General features: G+C 40.2%; 17 protein-coding genes. 12 read left to right on the forward strand and 5 right to left on the reverse strand.

Annotation, left to right across the window (positions count from 1 at the left end; genetic code table 11):
- The first annotated feature begins 81 nt into the window (after positions 1-81).
- The 11 genes from lrp (at position 82) to H5159_RS06405 (ending at position 10,406) form a co-directional block, all read left to right on the forward strand.
- Positions 82-561 (forward strand): leucine-responsive transcriptional regulator Lrp, encoded by a 480-nt coding sequence (gene lrp / locus H5159_RS06355; protein WP_007582985.1) that lies wholly within the window; start codon positions 82-84, stop codon positions 559-561.
- A gap of 173 nt (positions 562-734) precedes the next feature.
- On the forward strand, positions 735-3,233 hold the full coding sequence (locus tag H5159_RS06360) for a DNA translocase FtsK (RefSeq protein ID WP_182716404.1): 2,499 nt from the start codon (positions 735-737) through the stop codon (positions 3,231-3,233).
- Complete coding sequence (lolA, locus tag H5159_RS06365; protein WP_138489158.1) at positions 3,230-3,856, forward strand: outer membrane lipoprotein chaperone LolA; 627 nt, start codon at positions 3,230-3,232, stop codon at positions 3,854-3,856. The genes H5159_RS06360 and lolA overlap by 4 nt, the downstream gene beginning before the upstream one ends.
- A complete protein-coding gene (locus H5159_RS06370; RefSeq protein ID WP_182716405.1) occupies positions 3,849-5,192 on the forward strand; it encodes a replication-associated recombination protein A in 1,344 nt (447 codons plus the stop codon). Before lolA ends, H5159_RS06370 begins: the two co-directional genes overlap by 8 nt.
- Positions 5,185-5,565 (forward strand): fluoride efflux transporter CrcB, encoded by a 381-nt coding sequence (gene crcB, locus H5159_RS06375; RefSeq protein ID WP_021032117.1) that lies wholly within the window; start codon positions 5,185-5,187, stop codon positions 5,563-5,565. Before H5159_RS06370 ends, crcB begins: the two co-directional genes overlap by 8 nt.
- 9 nt (positions 5,566-5,574) lie before the next feature.
- Entirely contained in the window at positions 5,575-6,879 is a 1,305-nt protein-coding gene (gene serS / locus H5159_RS06380) for a serine--tRNA ligase (RefSeq protein WP_002962971.1), read from the forward strand.
- Between the two features lie 360 nt (positions 6,880-7,239).
- Complete coding sequence (locus H5159_RS06385) at positions 7,240-7,587, forward strand: hypothetical protein (protein WP_182780007.1); 348 nt, start codon at positions 7,240-7,242, stop codon at positions 7,585-7,587.
- A 124-nt stretch (positions 7,588-7,711) separates the two neighbouring features.
- Complete coding sequence (locus H5159_RS06390; protein ID WP_182716406.1) at positions 7,712-8,035, forward strand: low molecular weight protein tyrosine phosphatase family protein; 324 nt, start codon at positions 7,712-7,714, stop codon at positions 8,033-8,035.
- 465 nt (positions 8,036-8,500) lie between these two features.
- Positions 8,501-9,046, forward strand: a complete 546-nt coding sequence (locus H5159_RS06395) for a GNAT family N-acetyltransferase (protein WP_013868587.1) — start codon at positions 8,501-8,503, stop codon at positions 9,044-9,046.
- A 133-nt stretch (positions 9,047-9,179) separates the two neighbouring features.
- A complete protein-coding gene (locus H5159_RS06400; RefSeq protein WP_182769285.1) occupies positions 9,180-9,863 on the forward strand; it encodes a hypothetical protein in 684 nt (227 codons plus the stop codon).
- 150 nt (positions 9,864-10,013) lie between these two features.
- Positions 10,014-10,406 (forward strand): hypothetical protein, encoded by a 393-nt coding sequence (locus tag H5159_RS06405; protein ID WP_154903017.1) that lies wholly within the window; start codon positions 10,014-10,016, stop codon positions 10,404-10,406.
- A 405-nt stretch (positions 10,407-10,811) separates the two neighbouring features.
- Here H5159_RS06405 and H5159_RS06410 read toward each other — a convergent pair whose 3' ends face one another.
- Positions 10,812-12,002: a PQQ-dependent sugar dehydrogenase gene (locus H5159_RS06410; RefSeq protein WP_182715556.1), complete on the reverse strand. Its 1,191-nt coding sequence runs from the start codon at positions 12,000-12,002 to the stop codon at positions 10,812-10,814.
- Here H5159_RS06410 and H5159_RS06415 point away from each other — a divergent pair.
- The gene (locus tag H5159_RS06415; RefSeq protein WP_182715555.1) at positions 11,987-12,439 is read left to right on the forward strand and encodes a hypothetical protein; all 453 of its coding nucleotides are present in this window, start codon (positions 11,987-11,989) and stop codon (positions 12,437-12,439) included. The genes H5159_RS06410 and H5159_RS06415 overlap by 16 nt on opposite strands.
- Positions 12,440-12,542: 103 nt before the next feature.
- Here the strand turns inward: H5159_RS06415 and H5159_RS06420 are convergent, their stop codons facing one another.
- From H5159_RS06420 to H5159_RS06435, 4 genes are all read right to left on the reverse strand, one after another.
- A complete protein-coding gene (locus H5159_RS06420) occupies positions 12,543-13,742 on the reverse strand; it encodes an Nramp family divalent metal transporter (protein WP_182715554.1) in 1,200 nt (399 codons plus the stop codon).
- Between the two features lie 292 nt (positions 13,743-14,034).
- Positions 14,035-15,297, reverse strand: coding sequence for a valine--pyruvate transaminase (locus tag H5159_RS06425; RefSeq protein ID WP_182780009.1), 1,263 nt, complete (start codon positions 15,295-15,297; stop codon positions 14,035-14,037).
- 135 nt (positions 15,298-15,432) lie between these two features.
- The gene (locus H5159_RS06430) at positions 15,433-16,092 is read right to left on the reverse strand and encodes a glutathione S-transferase (RefSeq protein ID WP_182780010.1); all 660 of its coding nucleotides are present in this window, start codon (positions 16,090-16,092) and stop codon (positions 15,433-15,435) included.
- Between the two features lie 10 nt (positions 16,093-16,102).
- Positions 16,103-18,394 (reverse strand): peptidase U32 family protein, encoded by a 2,292-nt coding sequence (locus H5159_RS06435; RefSeq protein ID WP_182780012.1) that lies wholly within the window; start codon positions 18,392-18,394, stop codon positions 16,103-16,105.
- Positions 18,395-18,670: the final 276 nt, after the last annotated feature.

Consider the following 18,670-nt stretch of genomic DNA (forward strand, 5'->3'; position numbering starts at 1 on the left):
GTGTCTCACCTTTTTTAAACTCAAATCTAGTGTTATCATCTAGATAATAAAAATAAACAGCATAAAAAACTAGTTGGTACTATGCATCAATTATTAGATAGAATTGACCGTAAAATTTTAATGGAATTACAACACGATGGACGTTTGTCGAACGTAGAACTGGCCAGACGAGTTGGCCTAAGCGCCACACCCTGCTTGGAGCGAGTAAAAAAGCTAGAACGGGAAGGTTATATACTTGGCTATAAAGCGGTGGTCGATCCCGCTAAGCTTGGGCAAGGTTTATCGGTGTATGTAGAAGTAACGATTACTAAAACATCTCCCGACGTATTTGATGAGTTTAGTGCTGCGGTTAAAAAGCACGAAGAAATTATCGAATGTCATTTAGTATCGGGTAATTTCGATTTTTTACTTAAAACGCGCGTAAATGATATGTCAGAATACCGTGGCGTATTAGGCGACATACTATTGAAACTGCCAAACGTAAGTGAAAGCCGAACTTATGTAGTAATGGAAGAAGTAAAAGGTGAAGAAGGCGTAATTATTCGTCCTTATATTACTTGAGGTTATTTATATTAACTGCGTCATTTGCTTATATAAGCTCAAATTATAAAAACTTGTTCATAATCAGGCCATCAAGGTTAAGATAAAGTGCAACAAATTGCATTTCCTGCTAAGGTATTTCACTGCTAAGTAAGTGTGAATAAAAATAGAATAATAAAGAGGAATAGGGAACTATGCGCCTAAACGGTGTGCAAAGACTATTAGAAACAGGGCTGATTATCAGTACCTTTACGGCAATATTTATTTTATGTGCCTTGATCAGCTTTGATCCAGCAGATGCTGCATGGTCGCAAACTAGTTTTAGCGAAGTAAGCAACATCACAGGAGCAGCCGGTGCATGGATAGCCGACATTTTATTACTCACCTTTGGTTGGTTGGCTTACTTAGTGCCAGCGGCCATTCAGCTATTTGGCTACTTGCTATTTAAACAACCTCACCGCATTTTACAGCTTGATTACACTACCTTAGCGCTGCGAGTTATTGGTTTTGCTTTATTTATTACCTCAGCTACCGCTATTAGTAGTATTAATTTCGACGATATTTATAACTTTTCATCGGGTGGGGTAGTGGGCGATGTTATTGCATCAGCCATGATGCCTGCGTTTAACTTTACCGGTACATCTATATTATTGCTGTGTTTCTTTTTTGCAGGGCTTACCTTATTGACGGGAGTATCGTGGGTTGATTTTGTAGATTACCTTGGCGATTTAATGGTTAGGCTTTATCGCTATGTTGTATCGTATGCAAAAGGCTGGATGCACCGAGAACACACTGCAGGTAAAGTAAATAATAACGATGAAGCAGACGCCCATTTTGAAGACGATATAAAAGAGCAAATAGAGCTGCCTACATCAGCTAAAAAAGCAGATAAACAAAAAGCAATAGATAAGCCTCAAACACCATTTAGTGAACCACAAATTAGTGATGACTTTATGCCGTTTGATGAACTTGACGATATACTCGATCAAGAAATTGGCTTTAGCGCAATAGATGACGAACCAATGGACACGGCTGCTGCATTAAATGCGCTTGATCAAAGCCCAGTTGTGGAGCCTGAAAAACCAGTTACAACGGTGGTATCGCCAGCAAGACCAATGCCTAAACCAAAAGCGCAATATCAACCACCACCAACGGCAAAAGAAAAGTTTGAGCAATTATTAACGCAAGAGCCACCACCGGGGCCATTACCATCGCTCGATTTACTCGACAGACCGGATAAAGCTAAAAACCCAATTTCGCAAGAAGAGCTTGATAGCGTATCGCGCCTAGTAGAGACAAAACTTCTCGACTTTAACGTACAAGCAACCGTAGTAGCGGTATACCCAGGCCCCGTTGTTACGCGTTTTGAGCTAGATTTAGCGCCAGGTATTAAAGTGTCTAAAATTACAGGCTTAGCTAAAGATTTAGCCCGTTCGCTTTCGGCAATTAGTGTACGTGTTGTAGAAGTTATCCCAGGTAAAACCTATGTTGGTATTGAGCTTCCAAATAAACACCGTGAAATAGTTCGTTTATCAGAAGTAATAAACGCCCCTAAATTTGAGCAAAATCCGTCGCCTCTTACCATGGTGCTTGGTAAAGACATTGCTGGTCAGCCGGTATGTGCTGACTTAGGTAAAATGCCACATTTATTGGTAGCCGGTACAACTGGTTCAGGTAAATCAGTGGGCGTTAATGTCATGATAGTAAGCTTGCTTTACAAATCGGGTCCTGACGATGTACGTATGATCATGATTGACCCTAAAATGCTTGAGCTTTCAGTATACGAAGGCATTCCGCATTTATTGTGTGAAGTAGTTACCGATATGAAAGAAGCTGCTAACGCACTGCGTTGGTGTGTAGGCGAAATGGAACGTCGTTATAAATTAATGTCAGCATTGGGTGTGCGTAACTTAAAAGGTTACAACCAAAAAGTGCTTGAAGCCAATGAAGCGGGTTACCCAATTCTTGATCCATTATTTAAAGACACCGATGGCATGAAAGAAGTCCCCGACGAGCTAGGTAAATTACCAAGTATTGTTGTAGTAATAGACGAATTTGCCGACATGATGATGATTGTAGGTAAAAAAGTAGAAGAACTTATTGCACGTATTGCTCAAAAAGCACGTGCGGCAGGGATTCACTTAGTGCTTGCTACGCAGCGCCCGTCAGTTGATGTAATTACCGGCTTAATTAAAGCTAATATTCCAACACGTATGGCGTTTCAGGTATCGAGCAAAATAGATTCACGGACAATACTTGACCAACAAGGCGCAGAAAACTTACTAGGCATGGGCGACATGCTTTATTTACCGCCAGGCACTAGCGTACCAGAGCGTGTGCATGGCGCGTTTGTAGACGACCACGAAGTACACGCCGTAGTAAACGATTGGAAAGCACGTGCTAAACCAAATTACATTGACGAAATACTCAATGGCGATGCCACTGAAGATATTTTATTACCGGGTGAAGCTAGCGAAAATGCAGATGAAGAATCTGATCCGTTATACGACGAAGCTGTGTCGTTTGTAATTGAAACCGGCAAAGTATCGGTATCGTCAGTGCAACGTAAATTACGTGTTGGCTATAACCGCGCAGCACGTTTAGTAGAACAAATGGAAACATCGGGTATCGTGAGTTCACCAGGTCATAACGGTGCTCGCGATGTATTAGTACCTAATGGAGCAAATTCATGAAAAAAGTTAACGCCTTATTATTAGTGTTAGGCAGCGTACTTGCCGCACCAAGCTTTGCTGACGACAGCCAAGCATTACAAGACAGACTTGCCACTTTAAAAAGCTTTAAAGCGCAGTTTGCACAACAAGTAACAGACAAAGAAGGCCAAGCAGTTATGCAAGGCGAGGGCACAATAGCGCTTCAACAGCCTATGATGATTCGCTGGCAGCAAACTAATCCAGACGATACGTTATTTGTATCAAACGGTGATAAAACATATTACTTCGACAGCTTTGCTGAGCAAGTAACAATTATGAAAACCAGCAGCCTAATCGACTCAACACCATTTGTGCTACTGACATCAAAAGACCCAGCACAGTGGGAAAAATACAGCGTACTTGCAACAAGTACAGGCTTTAGCGTAACGCCAAATAAAGGCGTAGAAAGCCAAGTAGAACAACTTGATATAGCATTTGCGGGTAACGAGCAAGGGCTTGCTAAACTAGTGGTTACCGACAACTCAGGGCAGCTATCGTCATTTACGTTTAACAATGCCCAAGTTAATACGCCGCTTGATCAAAGCACTTTTGAATTTACGCCTCCTGAAGGTGTTGAAATAGACGATCAGAGTAACGGTGAGTAATTTAGGTTTTAATTTTGGGCCCGATGTACGCCCACTTGCTGCGCGTATGCGCCCTACAACGCTTGATGAATACATTGGTCAGCAGCACTTATTAAGTGCTGATAAACCACTGCATCAAGCCATTGTCGCGGGGCGATGCCATAGTTTAATTTTATGGGGTCCGCCTGGTGTTGGTAAAACAACACTTGCGCAAATAATTGCCAACCATGCTGATGCCTCACTTATTCAAATGTCGGCGGTAACTGCAGGCGTAAAAGATATACGCGACAGCGTAACGCAAGCGCGGGACAACCTAGAAAGCCGTGGCCAACGCACCCTTATGTTTGTTGACGAAGTTCATCGCTTTAATAAATCCCAACAAGATGCCTTTTTACCGCACATAGAAGACGGCACCTTTATATTTGTAGGTGCAACCACAGAAAACCCATCGTTTGCCCTTAACAACGCTATATTGTCGCGTGCACGCGTGTATGTTTTAAAATCGCTTGCCGATACCGACTTATACACCGTAATAGAGCGCGCACTTAAACAAGACGAGCAGCTAAGCCAAAAACACATCACTATTGCCGACAACGCTAAAAAGGCACTGTGCCAAGCAAGTGGCGGCGATGCGCGTAAAGTACTTAATTTACTTGAACAAGCAGTTGACTTAACAACCGAGAAAAACGGTCAATACAACGTAGATGAGCACGTACTTAGCCAAGTGCTACCCACGCATTTAGCTAAATATGATAAAGGCGGCGATGAGTTTTACGATTTAATATCGGCCTTTCATAAATCAGTACGAGGTAGCTCCCCCGACGGTGCACTGTATTGGTATTGCCGAATTTTAGCCGGTGGTGGCGACCCTTTGTATGTAGCAAGGCGTTTACTTGCCATAGCTACAGAAGACATTGGTAACGCCGATCCGCGTGCGATGGAAGTGGCTTTAAACGCGTGGGATATATTTCAACGTGTTGGCCCAAGCGAGGGCGAGCGTGCAATAGCACAAGCCACACTGTATTTAGCCAGCGCACCTAAAAGTAATGCAGTTTATATGGCGTTTAATCAAGCAAAAGCAGATGCCAAAAACGAGCCAAGTTACCCAGTACCAGAGCATTTACGTAATGCCCCAACTAACTTAATGAAAGACTTAGGGTATGGCGCTGAGTATCGTTATGCGCACAATGAAGAAGGCGCATTTGCCGCAGGTGAAAAATACTTACCACCAGAAATGGACGGCAAAGAATATTACTTACCGAGCGAGCGCGGACTTGAGCAAAAAATTAGACAAAAACTCGATTACCTAAAAGAGCGCGATGCGCAAAGCCCACTTAAACGGTACGAAAATGATTAAACTTTATATGATGATCGCCCTTGGCGGAGCCTCAGGTGCGTGTTTACGGTTTTTTATTAGCGAAAGCATGCTAAAACTCCTCGGTAGGGGATTCCCTTTTGGCACGTTGACGGTTAATATTCTGGGTTCATTGTTAATGGGCATTTTGTACGGTTTGATAGATAAAGAAATTATCACCGCAAGCCCCGCCAAAACCCTTATCGGTATTGGCTTTTTAGGTGCATTAACCACCTTTTCAACATTCTCAATGGACTCGTTGTTGTTATTACAACAAGGTCACTTTATTAAAATGGCCCTCAATATCATCTTAAACGTGATGGTGTGTATTTTTATGGCTTGGCTGGGCCTTCAGCTAGTAATGCAAAAAGGTTAAAAAACTAACATGTTAGATTCTAAATTTTTACGTCAAGACATCGAACAAACTGCAGCACGTTTAGCGGCGCGCGGTTACGAACTCGATGTAGCGACGGTAACGGCACTTGAAGAAAAACGCAAAACATTACAAGTAAAAACGCAAGAACTTCAAAGTCAACGTAATGCAAGCGCAAAAGCAATTGGTCAAGCCAAAGCTAAAGGCGAAGACGCACAGCCACTACTTGATGCAGTAGCTAACTTAGGCAGTGAGCTAGATGCCGCTAAAACAGAGCAAGATGAAGTATTAGCCGCAATTAACGACATTGCTTTAGCAATTCCAAACTTGCCAGACGAGTCAGTACCAGCCGGTAAAGACGAAGACGACAACGTTGAAATTTTAACGTGGGGCACGCCTAAAAAATTCGATTTTGAAGTTAAAGATCACGTTGATGTAGGCCAAGACCTAAACGGTTTAGACTTTGAAATGGGCGTTAAAATTAGTGGCGCACGCTTTACTGTAATGCGCGGCCAAGTAGCGCGTATGCACCGTGCACTAACGCAATTTATGCTAGATACACACGCTGATAAAAACGGCTACACAGAAATGTATGTACCGTACCTAGTAAATAGCGCAAGCCTTTATGGCACCAGCCAATTACCTAAATTTGCAGGCGATTTATTCCACACATTAGGCCTTGTAAACGATGACGGCGAACAACAAGCCGGCTTTAGCTTAATTCCTACAGCTGAAGTACCACTTACAAACAGCGCCCGTGACGAAATTTACGACGAAAGCGATTTACCAATTCGCTTAGTTGCCCACACTCCGTGTTTCAGAAGTGAAGCAGGCAGTTATGGTCGCGATACGCGTGGCTTAATTCGTCAACACCAGTTTGATAAAGTTGAACTTGTACAACTTGTAAAACCAGAAGACTCAATGGCAACGCTTGAAGAGTTAACAGGTCACGCAGAGCAAATACTACAAGCATTAGAACTTCCGTACCGTAAAGTAATTTTATGTATGGGCGACATGGGCTTTGGCTCAGCTAAAACATACGATTTAGAAGTATGGTTACCTGCGCAAGATACATACCGCGAAATTTCATCATGTTCAAACATGGCTGACTTTCAGGCGCGTAGAATGCAAGCACGTTTTCGTCGTGAAGGTGTTAAAAAGCCAGAGTTACTACATACACTAAATGGTTCAGGCTTAGCCGTTGGCCGTACACTAGTAGCCATACTAGAAAACTACCAACAAGCCGATGGCACAGTAGTAGTACCAGAAGTATTACGCCCATACATGGGTGGACTTGAAGTGATTGGTAAACAATAAAAATCAAGTTTAAGTTAAGCAAGCTTTAAGCTTGTAAATCTTAAGACGAAAGCCGCTGTTTGCAATGAACAGCGGCTTTTTTTAGGTTAAAGGCAAAAGCTTAGAGAAAAATTTAAGTTATCTTATTAATAATATCGCTTACACCTATTTTATGGCTCATTACTTTTTTGTCCGATATTACTGATCTCTACCATTTTGAGCTATTTCTACATCAAGGAAACTTAAATATCGGCTAACTAGTTGTTTACAAGTCCTTATTAGCTGGTTAAATTAGAATCTTTGTAATATTTGGACATTTGTCGGTTTATAAAGCGACAAATGTCGGATACAAAGTTGTTATAAGCCAAAGGAAGTTCGGTGATGAAATCGATAATTGGAAAACTTGATGTGTTAAGCGTGTTTGCAGCGTGGATACTTTTAATAGTTTTCTTTGTATCTCTGGCTTATGGGAAAATGTTTTCTGAACCTAACGCTAGTGCTAGTCATTTAGTTTATTTGTTTGGGGCATTCTTTTGCACAGTTTTAATTCATATTGTTTTGGCATTTTTTAACCGTTGCCCACATTGCGATAAATGTTTAACTGTTCAAGGTTTTAAAAAGCCTCATCCAGCATCAAGTGGTAGCTGGGATAAAGTTGTTTGGCGCTGGTTTTCTGGTTCAATTGTTTGTATCCATTGCGGGCAAAGAGTGGCAACTAATGGCTTATAACAAGTTGCTCAAGTTCGTTCGTAAACTCACTGGGACAATTAACAGTTGGCTTGGCGCTTCGCGCAAGTTTAGCCAACAGTCAATTGCCCCTTAGCAAAGCGTTATATGCCAAGAAAGGAATCGTGTGAATCTACTATTTGTTTGCTCTGAAAATAGATTAAGAAGCCCAACGGGTGAAGAGGTATTCTCTCAATATGATGGGATTAACTCTATTGGTTGTGGCACTAACTCAGACGCTGAAACACCTCTTAGCGGTGATCTAGTTGAATGGGCGGATATTATCTTCGTAATGGAAAAGTCACATCGCAATAAAACCTCAAAAAAGTTTAAAGATTTACTTAAAGGTAAAAAACTGGTGTGCTTAGATATTCCCGATAACTACGATAGAATGCAACCTGAGCTAGTAAAAATACTAAAAAACAGAGTGTTAAAGCATATTCGTATATAGGCATATAACAAGTCATTTCAGCAGGACAAAAAACAGTTGGTTTTTGCTCGTGCCTCGCTTATTTTAACCAACTATTTTATTGCCTCTGAATGAGGCGTTATATGTCTATCGAGAATTGATGCTGATTTCACTTAAAGAGAAACTAAAATTTGCTATTTTGTTAGCACCAGATGCTTTTACCTATTCTTTAGTTTGTATCGTTTGGGAACCTTTATACCGAATATGTATTTTAGTTGGTCTTGCTGAAAAAGGTATGGAGTGGGTTCCTTTTCAATTCGGCTTAATAGTGTTTACTGTGCTGTTTAGCTATCGATACATTGTTTATTTAATTAAACATAAGAGTAAGTAGCCATATAACAAGGCATTTAAACGGAAAATTTACAGTTGGCTGTTTTTCGTTCCTCAAACATTTTAGCCAACTATAATTTTCCGCTTAATGCGGCGTTATGTTTTTAAGAGGAAATCATGTTTACATTGGATGTTGATACCGATCTGAAACTGGCTTTGGTTACTCCCAAGTATGCTTCGGCCTATCTTGAAATTGTCAGTCGAGAGCGAGAATATTTGAGTCAATGGTTAGCTTGGCCTCCTCATGCAAGCAATGAAGAGTTTTTTCTTAGCTTTATCAAAAGTTCATTGCATGATTATGCTGATGGAAAATCCTTAGTTTGTGGGATGATTTACCAAGATAAGTTGGTTGGAAATATCAGTTTTAACAGTATTAACCGTCAACTGAAAAAAGTAGAGATTGGCTACTGGTTAAGCTCTGAATACCAAGGTAAAGGTATCGTGAGTAAGTCAGTTTTAAAACTGACCGACTTGGCTTTTACTGAATTTGATATGGAAAAGGTTCAGATATCAGCAGCGAGCGAAAATATTCCAAGTCGTAATGTATGTGAACGTTTAGGTTTCTCGCTTGAGGGCATAATCAGTTGCGCAGAAAATTTGAATGGCCGAGTTGTAGATCATGCTGTTTATGGTCTAAATCGTACCAATTGGCCCAAAACATAACAAACGCTTCAAGAGGGACAGCCAACGCGCGGTATTTTACTATGCGTTGGTTTTTGTGATTACGGTGTTATGCGGAAGCTTAGTAGTAGCGTTGGCTGCCCCTTAAGCGGGCGTTATGTGTATTGGGAAAGTTGTGAGTATGACTCGATTTTGGGATATTCAATTAGTATTAGATAGCACGTACACCGAAGAAGAACAAAAAACTGTGATTGTGAATTCTAGATCTATGGTTCATTTCATTGAAAGGCATTTATACCCACTTAACTTTCGTAGCAAATTTTCAAGACTAGTTATAAGTTGCTCTAAGTTACCAGTAGAAACTGAGTTTAGCCTGGGAAAAGATCCTGCAATTGCCCATGTTAATATCTCACAAGATTTAGGGTGTTTCATTCACTCAGATGATGAAAAGTATTTAGCTTTCGAGAAAATTCTAAAACATGGTTTTGAGGTTGCTGAAAAATATGCTGAGTTGCCGAAATCAGAAGTGTTTGATGCCATAGAACAGTTTAAATCCACTGGCTTCAAAAACGAATGGGTTCATATTGAAAAAACTTGGAAGCGAAAAGGAGTCACTTGCATAATTGAGTGTCATCATAAATTGAATACTTTCCAACTAGTTCAAAAACTTTATAAATGTGACGCATTGGTTCATTCCTCAATTATTGCTGAATCTATGCCTAGGGAGTGGTTGTTCAATCAGTTACTGGGTAAAGTCGTGCTCAAAGAGGGGGGCAAACTTATTTATTCAGTTAAATCTGAGATTTTATCAATTTTTGTTCTTGATACCAATAAACTAGAAATATTTGGTTCAGTTTAAAATACACATAACAAGCGCCTCAATTCGCTCTTAAGTTCGCTCGGACAATTAACAATGGGCTATTGTCGCTGCGCTCAATATTTTAGCCCATTATTAAATTGCCGCTTAGGCGGGCGTAATGTGTATAAATCTATATGGTGCAATATTCCAGTGTTTGAACAATTTAAGAAAATAATTGCTAGTATTTTCCTTTTATTTTTCCTTTCGGGTTGCACTGTCGGTCATAAGGACTATCAGAGATATCTGAATATGAATATTGGTGAGAATATAAATAATCAAAAGCTTTCTAAATCACCCGATGCTGGTGAGTTGATAAGATCGGATTATTTAATCGCAGGCGAAGGGTTAACCAATATTACAACATTAGATACTGGTTTTTTGAGATACCATTTTAGCAGGCAAGAAGTATTACCGAATTACAGTATTAAAGACTTTGTCGGTAAATGTCTTATTTATTACGATGTTGATCCTAAAACGGAAATCATAATTGCTTGGGGTTTTGATAAAGGTGGTAACTCTTTAAGTTGTAGAACTTGGCCTTGAGTGCAATATACACATAACAAGTGACTATGGTGTCAATTCCTAATTTCAAACGATTTTAGGATCCCGCATGACACTATCTCGCACCATTGAATTTATGATCACTACCAGCTTTCGTTGGACTTCCTAGCTTTCACTAGACGTTTTAAAATTTGAATTGGCATGCCAGTTGTATGAAAGTACACAGTTTTTATCACTAAACCGAGACCATGTACAGGCTGCTGGTGGTGGCAATACAATATATGGATTATTAGGCTCTCCATTTTTTAGAAAATACCAAGCTATATTAAATTTTGGTACTCATACACTCACAATTAGTGAGCCATTGTCTGATTGTGAGTGATTAAAGCGGTTCCCTAAAGCCGCTATTATCCTCTAAAAGCGAAGCGCCTTAACTCTCTTTGTGAACTAATTTGGCTTCACTAACATCAGCTCTGCATTTTTTCCATCCATTAATACCGCGACGTTACCCTTATCAGTTATAAACACATCTCTTAACCTGCCTGCGGCATTAGGAAATACGTGAGACTGTGTAAATTCACCACTTAGCAGATTAACGCTGTAGAGCTTTTTATCAACAAGGGTAGTGATAAGCACATGTTGCTGTAACGAAGGAAAAGCTGCATGTTTAGAGCCGTAATACGCCATGCCTGATGGCGCTATTGATGGAGTCCAATTAACACTTGGTTTTTGCATGCCTTTATATTCGGTAAAGGGGGAAATACGCGCTTGCGAGTAATCTTTGCCATAGGTGATTACCGGCCAGCCGTAATTAGTGCTAGCGGTTAAGTAGTTTAGCTCGTCACCGCCTGCAGGGCCGTGCTCGTGGCTAACAATTTGCTGCGTATCGTAATCATAAACTAAGCCTTGAGGGTTACGATGACCAAGTGAGTAGACAGCATGTGCATTTAGGTTTTTATGATAAATAAATGGGTTATCTGTTGGAATGGTGCCATCTAGGTTTATACGTAATATTTTACCAAGTTGGCTGGTGATAACTTGTGCTTGCTCTCTAAAGTCATACCCATCGCCCGTTGAAACTAATAATGTATTGTCGGGTAAGACAAGGGCGCGTCCTGCGTAATGTTGCGGTGTGTTTTTATCAGTCGCTACTTTATAAATAACGTTGGGCTTTGAAAAGTCAGTGCCATTAAACGTGGCTTTGGCAACAACCAGCCTGTTTGCGCTTGCATCACCTTGGGCATAAGTAAAAATAACTTCTTTTGAGTCGTTATAATCTGGTGATAAAACAATGTCGAGTAAACCACCTTGGCCCGCAACGTATAAGCCCTCAAGGTTTAATTTTACTCTTGATTGCACGTTGTTCTTAACTATAACTACATGACCATCACGCTCTGTAATTAACCATGTGCCGTTTGGTAGTTCAACCATGCTCCACGGAGACTGTAATTGCGTAGCCAGTGTTTGTGTACTGTATTGCTCCTTTGGTAGCGCAGCGCTTGCATTAACAGAAAACGCACAAAGCGAAAGCAGAGTAAAAAAAGAGATACATTGTTTACCGGGCAAGCCTTTGCTAGCATGGCCAGTATAAGAAAAAAGCTTTATTTTAAGTTGAGATAACCATGTCGTTTTTAACACGTGTATTGCCTTCATTTTTAGTTTCTTGGTTACTTACATTCACACTAGCTAGCTTGTTTCATAGCCAATACGTTGTCAATCAATTAGTTAATGTAGGTGTAGTGGTGCTCTTGAGTGATCGGGCTAGTTTAACGCTTGATGATTGGTTAGGCCTATTACCTACCTACGGCGCTATTATTGCCCTAGCACTTGCCATCGCTTTTTTTGTTACCGCAAAGCTTAATAAAAAGGTTCAAAAATACACTACTCAGTTATTTGTTATTGCTGGCATTGTGGCATTTGCTATTGTGTTAATTGCCATTGAATCAATTATGAATATTCATATTATAGCGGGCGCAAGAGGCTGGGGTTTTTATGCTCAACTGCTTGCAGGCGCGGTAGGTGGTTTTACATTTTCGCAATTATTTAAAGTAACTAAAAACCAAAAAGCGTGTTAGATGTGTGAATATAAGTACGGTTTATACGTTATATAGTGATTAATAAATAAAGCCCGCTGTTTATTATAAACAGCGGGCTTTAAATATGGCCTTTAGAAATTAATTAAAAAATTAAACTAATCAGTTTGTAGCTACTTAACCCAAAAATTAGGATTAAAACGGGTAGGGTTACCAGGTTTAACAGCAAAGAATTTGTGTAGTTTCCCATAACCCCTTTTTGATTAACCAGCCATACAAGGTAGGTGCTAACAATAGGGAGTAATAACCCGTTAGCCGCTTGTGCGAATATAATCACCGCTACTGGGTCTAAACCTAATGAGGCCACCGCAGTACCAAACAATAAAATAATAATAGCAACGCCTTTAAAGCGTAAGTTACCCATATCGTTTGACCAACCTAACATGCCACATACGGCGTAAGCACCGGCAAGTGGCGCTGTAATAGCGCTTGTTAAACCTGCTGCAAACAAGCCAATAGCAAAAAAGTAATGAGCGGCGTCGCCAAGTAATGGCTCTAGTTGCACGGCCATGTTAGCCGCACTAATTTGCCCCGCATCGGTACCATAAAATGCAACGGAAGCAGTAGATAAAATAGCTAACGTGATGACACCGCCTAAAGTGATTGATAGGCCTGTATCAACATTTGTTTCTTTAATCATTTTTTGCATATCGCTGCTACTGTCGTGTCTGGCAGCGAGTACGCCGGAGTGTAAAAATAAGTTGTACGGCACAATGGTCGTACCGACTAATGCCAATATAGTTGTAATAGAACCTTCAGGCATACTAGGGATAAAACCAGCAAATACATCAGCGAGCGAAGGGGCAGCCATTACAAGTGTTGAGATAAACACTAAACTCATTAAAATAACGAGTAAAATTAGCGCGTTTTCAACCACTTTATGTTTGCCGCTATACAGTAAAGCAGCACTTAACAAAGCAATAAGTGGTGTCCATAGTTGGGAGTTAATTTGAGGGAATATTTCAATTAACCCCATGCTAGCGCCACTTAAGTTACCCGCTTCATAAGCTGCACTGCCTACGCCAATGGCGCTAATAACTAAAAATATAGCTAAAGATTTAAATAAAGGCGTTTGAATATTAGCTCTAAGAGCTTGTGCTAAATCTTGCCCGGTAGTAACGCCAAGGCGCGCCGCCATGGATTGTAATAATATAGTGGCAATTACTGAAAACAGTAACGTCCATATAAGTGCAAAACCAAAGTTTGCACCTGCCACGCTGGCGGTAGTAATGGTCCCTGGTCCAATGAAGGCAGCGGTGACAAGTAGTCCTGGTCCTAATCGCATAATTGACCTTAATAGTGCTATTGCATGTTGCTATTTAAAGTTACATCTTACGTTTAAAACCAATATTTATACGCGATGCCTGTTGTGTTAAAGCTGTCACTTACAGTAAGTGCCTTGCTGCAGTATTCGCTCCTTGACGATTTCTTTTTATAAGCATATGTTAAAAAAGGGCACGTAGGATACCAACTTGTATATAAATTTAAAGGGGATACAGTGCGTTTGCATGAATTTCAAACGAATATATAAGCGAGTTAAATGACTGATGCCGATATTTATATCGGCATCTTTATATTTACTTTATTAGGCTTTTAATCGCTTCTAAGCCTTTTTTTAGGGTATCTGCATCGGTAGCATAGTTAATACGGATACACTCGTGCTTGTGCGCCCAGCTGTCGTCAATGCCGATAAAAAAGTTGTGACCTGGGATCACATACACGTCTTGCTCTTTAAGTTGTTGATACAACACCTCGCTTGTTATTTTTGCATCTTTAAACCACAGCCACATAAAAAATGCACCTTCAACTTTGTGCAAATAAACAGGCAGTTCGGCAAATACTTCGTCAAACAACTCAATTGCTATGTGTGCTTTATTACGATAAAAAGGCAGTACAACATTACGGCACAGTGGCAGTAGTTCGTCGTCGTTAATTAAGCGTGTCACTAAGCTTGGGCCAATACTGTTTGGCGATAACACCATGCTGCCATTTACGCGGCCAATTGCTTTAATAATCTCATTATTGGCAACCACAATACCGCTGCGTAAACCCGGTAGGCCCAGTTTTGAAAGTGACATACATAAAATAATATTTGAGTTCCACGTTAGGTTTGCATCGGTGTAAATACAACCTGGGAACGGATCGCCATATGCGTTATCAATAATGAGTGGAATACCATATTGCTTAGCAAGCAAATCAAGGTGTTTTACTTCATCGTCAGTAATTACATTACCTGTTGGGTTAGTAGGGCGTGATACGCACAGCGCGCTTATACTGCGGTCGTTTGCTAGTGTTTTTTCAACTGCTTTAAAATCAATGACGTATTTAAACTGTTTTGATGTGCTGCCTGTATTCAAAATTTCGATATCAGGCTTTATGGCAACAAACATATCAGCCGATAAACCTTGATCGGCATAACCTATATACTCTGGCGCGAGGGGGAATAAAATCTTTTTATGGCTGCCATCCGGCATTTCGCCTGCCAACATATTAAACAGCACAAAAAAGTTAGCTTGACTGCCATTACCGAGTGCTACGTTATCGGCACTAATATCCCATGCGTACTCTTTACTTAGCTGGCCAGCTAATGCTGCTCTAAACTCGTCGTTACCGGTTGGGCCATCGTAAAGCCCAAATACTTGCGATACTTTATTGCTGGCAACAAGTTTTTGTAATTCACTTAAAAAAACCTCATTTACTTGTGGTACTAATGCGGGGTTACCGCCACCCAGCATAACAATATTAGGATTGTTACTGTTTTTAGCCCCGCCTAAGTCTTCCATTAATTGGGTAATGCCGTTGGGTTGTGTAAATTTAGTGCCAAAGTTTGAGTAGTTCATAATGCATAGCGTTTGTTAATAATGGGGAGGCAGTATAGCGTAAATATAGGGCTTAAATCCGATGATGAGAATAATTCAATGCTAAGATTTACAGCTAGTTATAGTAATGTAATTCCTTATAAAACAAAGGCTAAGTTAAGGCTTTTTAACGCCGTACAAAAACTCTTCGCCGCAGTCCATATACAAATCAAATTTGGCCATGACTTTGGTGAACATAGGGGCGTGTAAAAACTCGTTTAACCATGCGCGTACATGCGTGTATTCACTTTGTAAGTACCAGTGTTTATCTACACGGGCAAACTGTCTAATAAATGGCAGCAGGGCATAATCGGCTAGACTTTTTTCATTGCCCATTAAGTATTTATGCGTGGTTAGTTTTGCTTCGAATTGCTTAATAAACTCTTCGCAGGCTTTTTGGTAGTAAATTTGTGCCATGTCTTTTGTGCGAGCGTAAAACTTGTACTTTTCGAGCACTGGTTTAAATTGTGTGTCGTTTAACTTAATTAATTCAAGCATGCGCTCAAGTGCTAATGGGTTTTGAGTATGCAGTAAATTATGCGGGTCATTTTGCACTAATGCCCATAGCATAATATCAAGGCTTTCATCTATTACTTGGCCATTAGGTAATAATAAAACTGGCACCGTGCCTTTTGGTGATATTTGTAAAAGATGCGGCGGTTTATTTTTAGTTTTTATAGCGCGTAGTAACACGTGTTGCTCTGCCATTAAAATACCCATTCGTGCACGCATTGCGTATGGGCAGTGTTGTAATGAATATAATAATGGCAATGTCATGTTAGTTACCTTAGCTGTTTAGGCCTTCAACATACTGCTGGCGGGTTTGTACTTTAACCAAGCTATTTAAGTGTTCAACCGCTTGTGTTTTCCCGTTAATTAAATCTTGAAAATGCGCAAGTAACACAGCTTTATCCAGCTTTTCTTTATCGCCTGAACCAATGTCGGTTAAATCAATCATAAACTCGTCAAATTTGTCGGCAAAGTCACTCACAATATTCATGTTTAAAAATTGCTCATGGTTGTAAATACTTGGGTAGCCGCCTTTTTGTTTATCAATAGCAAAACTAATACCTTTAACATTGGTAACGGTGGTTTCTTTTTTACAGCTCAGCATACAGCTTGCGTCAATGCGTGGTTTTTTACATCCTACTGTTTGCTGGAAAAAACATTGTCGGCTAGTCATCATTAGTATTGGATGATAAATGCTGTACATCATTTTAAAATTGTTAGGGCGTTTAATATTACGCATTTGTGGTTTGTTTATTTCGTTTGAAATAAACGCGCCTTTTGCGTTTAAATCTTCTTGTAGTGTTAGTAACGCATAAGAGTTTGTGGTGTTTAACAACGGGCCTGCAATCCAGTCAATACCCATTTGTACTGCTTTAAATGCAACGCCTGTGTTGTTACTAATAATAAGCTTAGGTTTTACAACCTCGAGCAAACGTACCGCTTCTTCAAAATCTTTACCAATTAACACCGCCGGAAACCACGGAATTAACTGTGGGTGCTCTAAAAATACATTAATGTATTTATCGTTATCGGTTCTAAAGCTCTCTGGTAATTTAAAGTAAACATCGCCACCTGTTAAATCACATAGATGAACGTCTTTTATGTCCGATATTAAAATAGAGAGTGTTGTTTTGTTATCGGCTTTAGGGTGGTTTACTAGTTTTGGCAGTTCAACAGGGGCGAGGACGTCTTTGCCTTCGTTTAATAAAAACGCGACTTGCTTCTTAATACGAGCAAGCTCTTTAAACGGAATGCTTAAGTTGTTGCCTAAGTTTGAGTAATCCATATTTTTAATTTCAAAATTGGCATTACTAAAGGTTTTAAAGCGCTTATCAATGGCAGCAATATCAACAACCGATTTATCGGCGGTTTGCATAGGCATTTGCGATTGAACTTCAAAGCGTAGAGGTTGAAGGGCGCTTTGCTCTGCTAGTGTGTTGTCGTGTTTATCGTTTATTGTCAGTGTTACTGTAAGTGGCTGGTTTAATTGGCCCCCAAACTCAAAGCGTAGTTCTCGTTTTGAAATATCTAAAAACTCAATCTTCTTTTTAACTAACGTATCAATGTCATTTTTTTCTGCGGCGAGCTCTTGTTGTGCATCGTAAATTTGCACAACCGAAATCGCGTTACTCTTTTCGTTAGCGTGATCAAAGCTATGGTCGCGCGGGTTGTCGGTAAACATGTTTTTTGTCATGTCACCTTGCAAAAACTTATTAGTAAAATTACGGTTAAATACTTTGTATAAGCTTGAATCGTCTTCAATTAAATTACCTGTTTGTACAAAGGTATCTATTTGTTTGCGCCAGCTATCAATAACTGTATGTACGTAGTTAGCACCTTTAATGCGGCCTTCTACTTTTAACGAGTCAACACCAGCGGCTACCAACTCCGGTAAATCAAAATAGGCTGAATTATCTTTTAAGTTTAACGGATGTTTGTTACCCATGGCGGTTGGCTCGTATTCATCACGACATGCTTGTGAGCAACGACCACGGTTACCTGAGTTACCCACACTTACTGAGCTTGAATAACATTGCCCTGAAAACGCAATACATAATGCGCCATGTACAAACACTTCGGTTAGTACGTCGCATTTGTGCGCTACGTCGGTCAATATTTTAATTTCAGTTAAGTTAAGCTCGCGCGATAAATTTACACGTGTAGCGCCAATGCGCGCTAAAAACTCAACCTGTGATTCGTTATGGGTGGTTAACTGAGTTGATGCGTGAATATGCAAAGTAGGAAAGTGCTTTTTAACTATATTGAACAACCCTAAATCTTGCACAATAATGCCATCGAGCGTGGTATTTACGAGTTGGTTAAGTAGCTTAAATAGCGCGCCCATTTCGTGCTCTAATATAACTACATTTAGCGTTAAAAATATTTCACAGCCGTATTCATGGGCTAGGCGAAGTGCGCCGTTAAGCTCATCAAACGAAAGATTAGACGCTCGGTTACGTGCATTAAAGGTATCTAACCCACAATAAACCGCATTAGCACCGGCTACAATGGCGGCTTTTACCGCGTTAACATCACCGCCTGGGGCTAATAGTTCAATCTTTCTACTCATTACAATGTCGCTTCGCTCATATTTAATTGCCGCGAATTTTATATGGTTAAGCACGTTAATGCTATTTATTGAGGGATATAATAAAGACTAATACCAATTCGCTTAATTAAGTGATCTATTTTGAGGCTGGAAAAACGTGTTGATAGCTAGGCAAAAAATTCGCTATTTAGTTGTTCTCGGCAATTGCTCCTGCATTGCTCTACCTTCTGCATCCATGCAGTCGTAAATGAGAATTTTTTAACACAGGTAGCGACACGTTTAGCCCCGCAAAATGAT

This window comes from Pseudoalteromonas sp. SG43-1, assembly GCF_014164415.1.
Taxonomy (GTDB): domain Bacteria; phylum Pseudomonadota; class Gammaproteobacteria; order Enterobacterales; family Alteromonadaceae; genus Pseudoalteromonas; species Pseudoalteromonas distincta.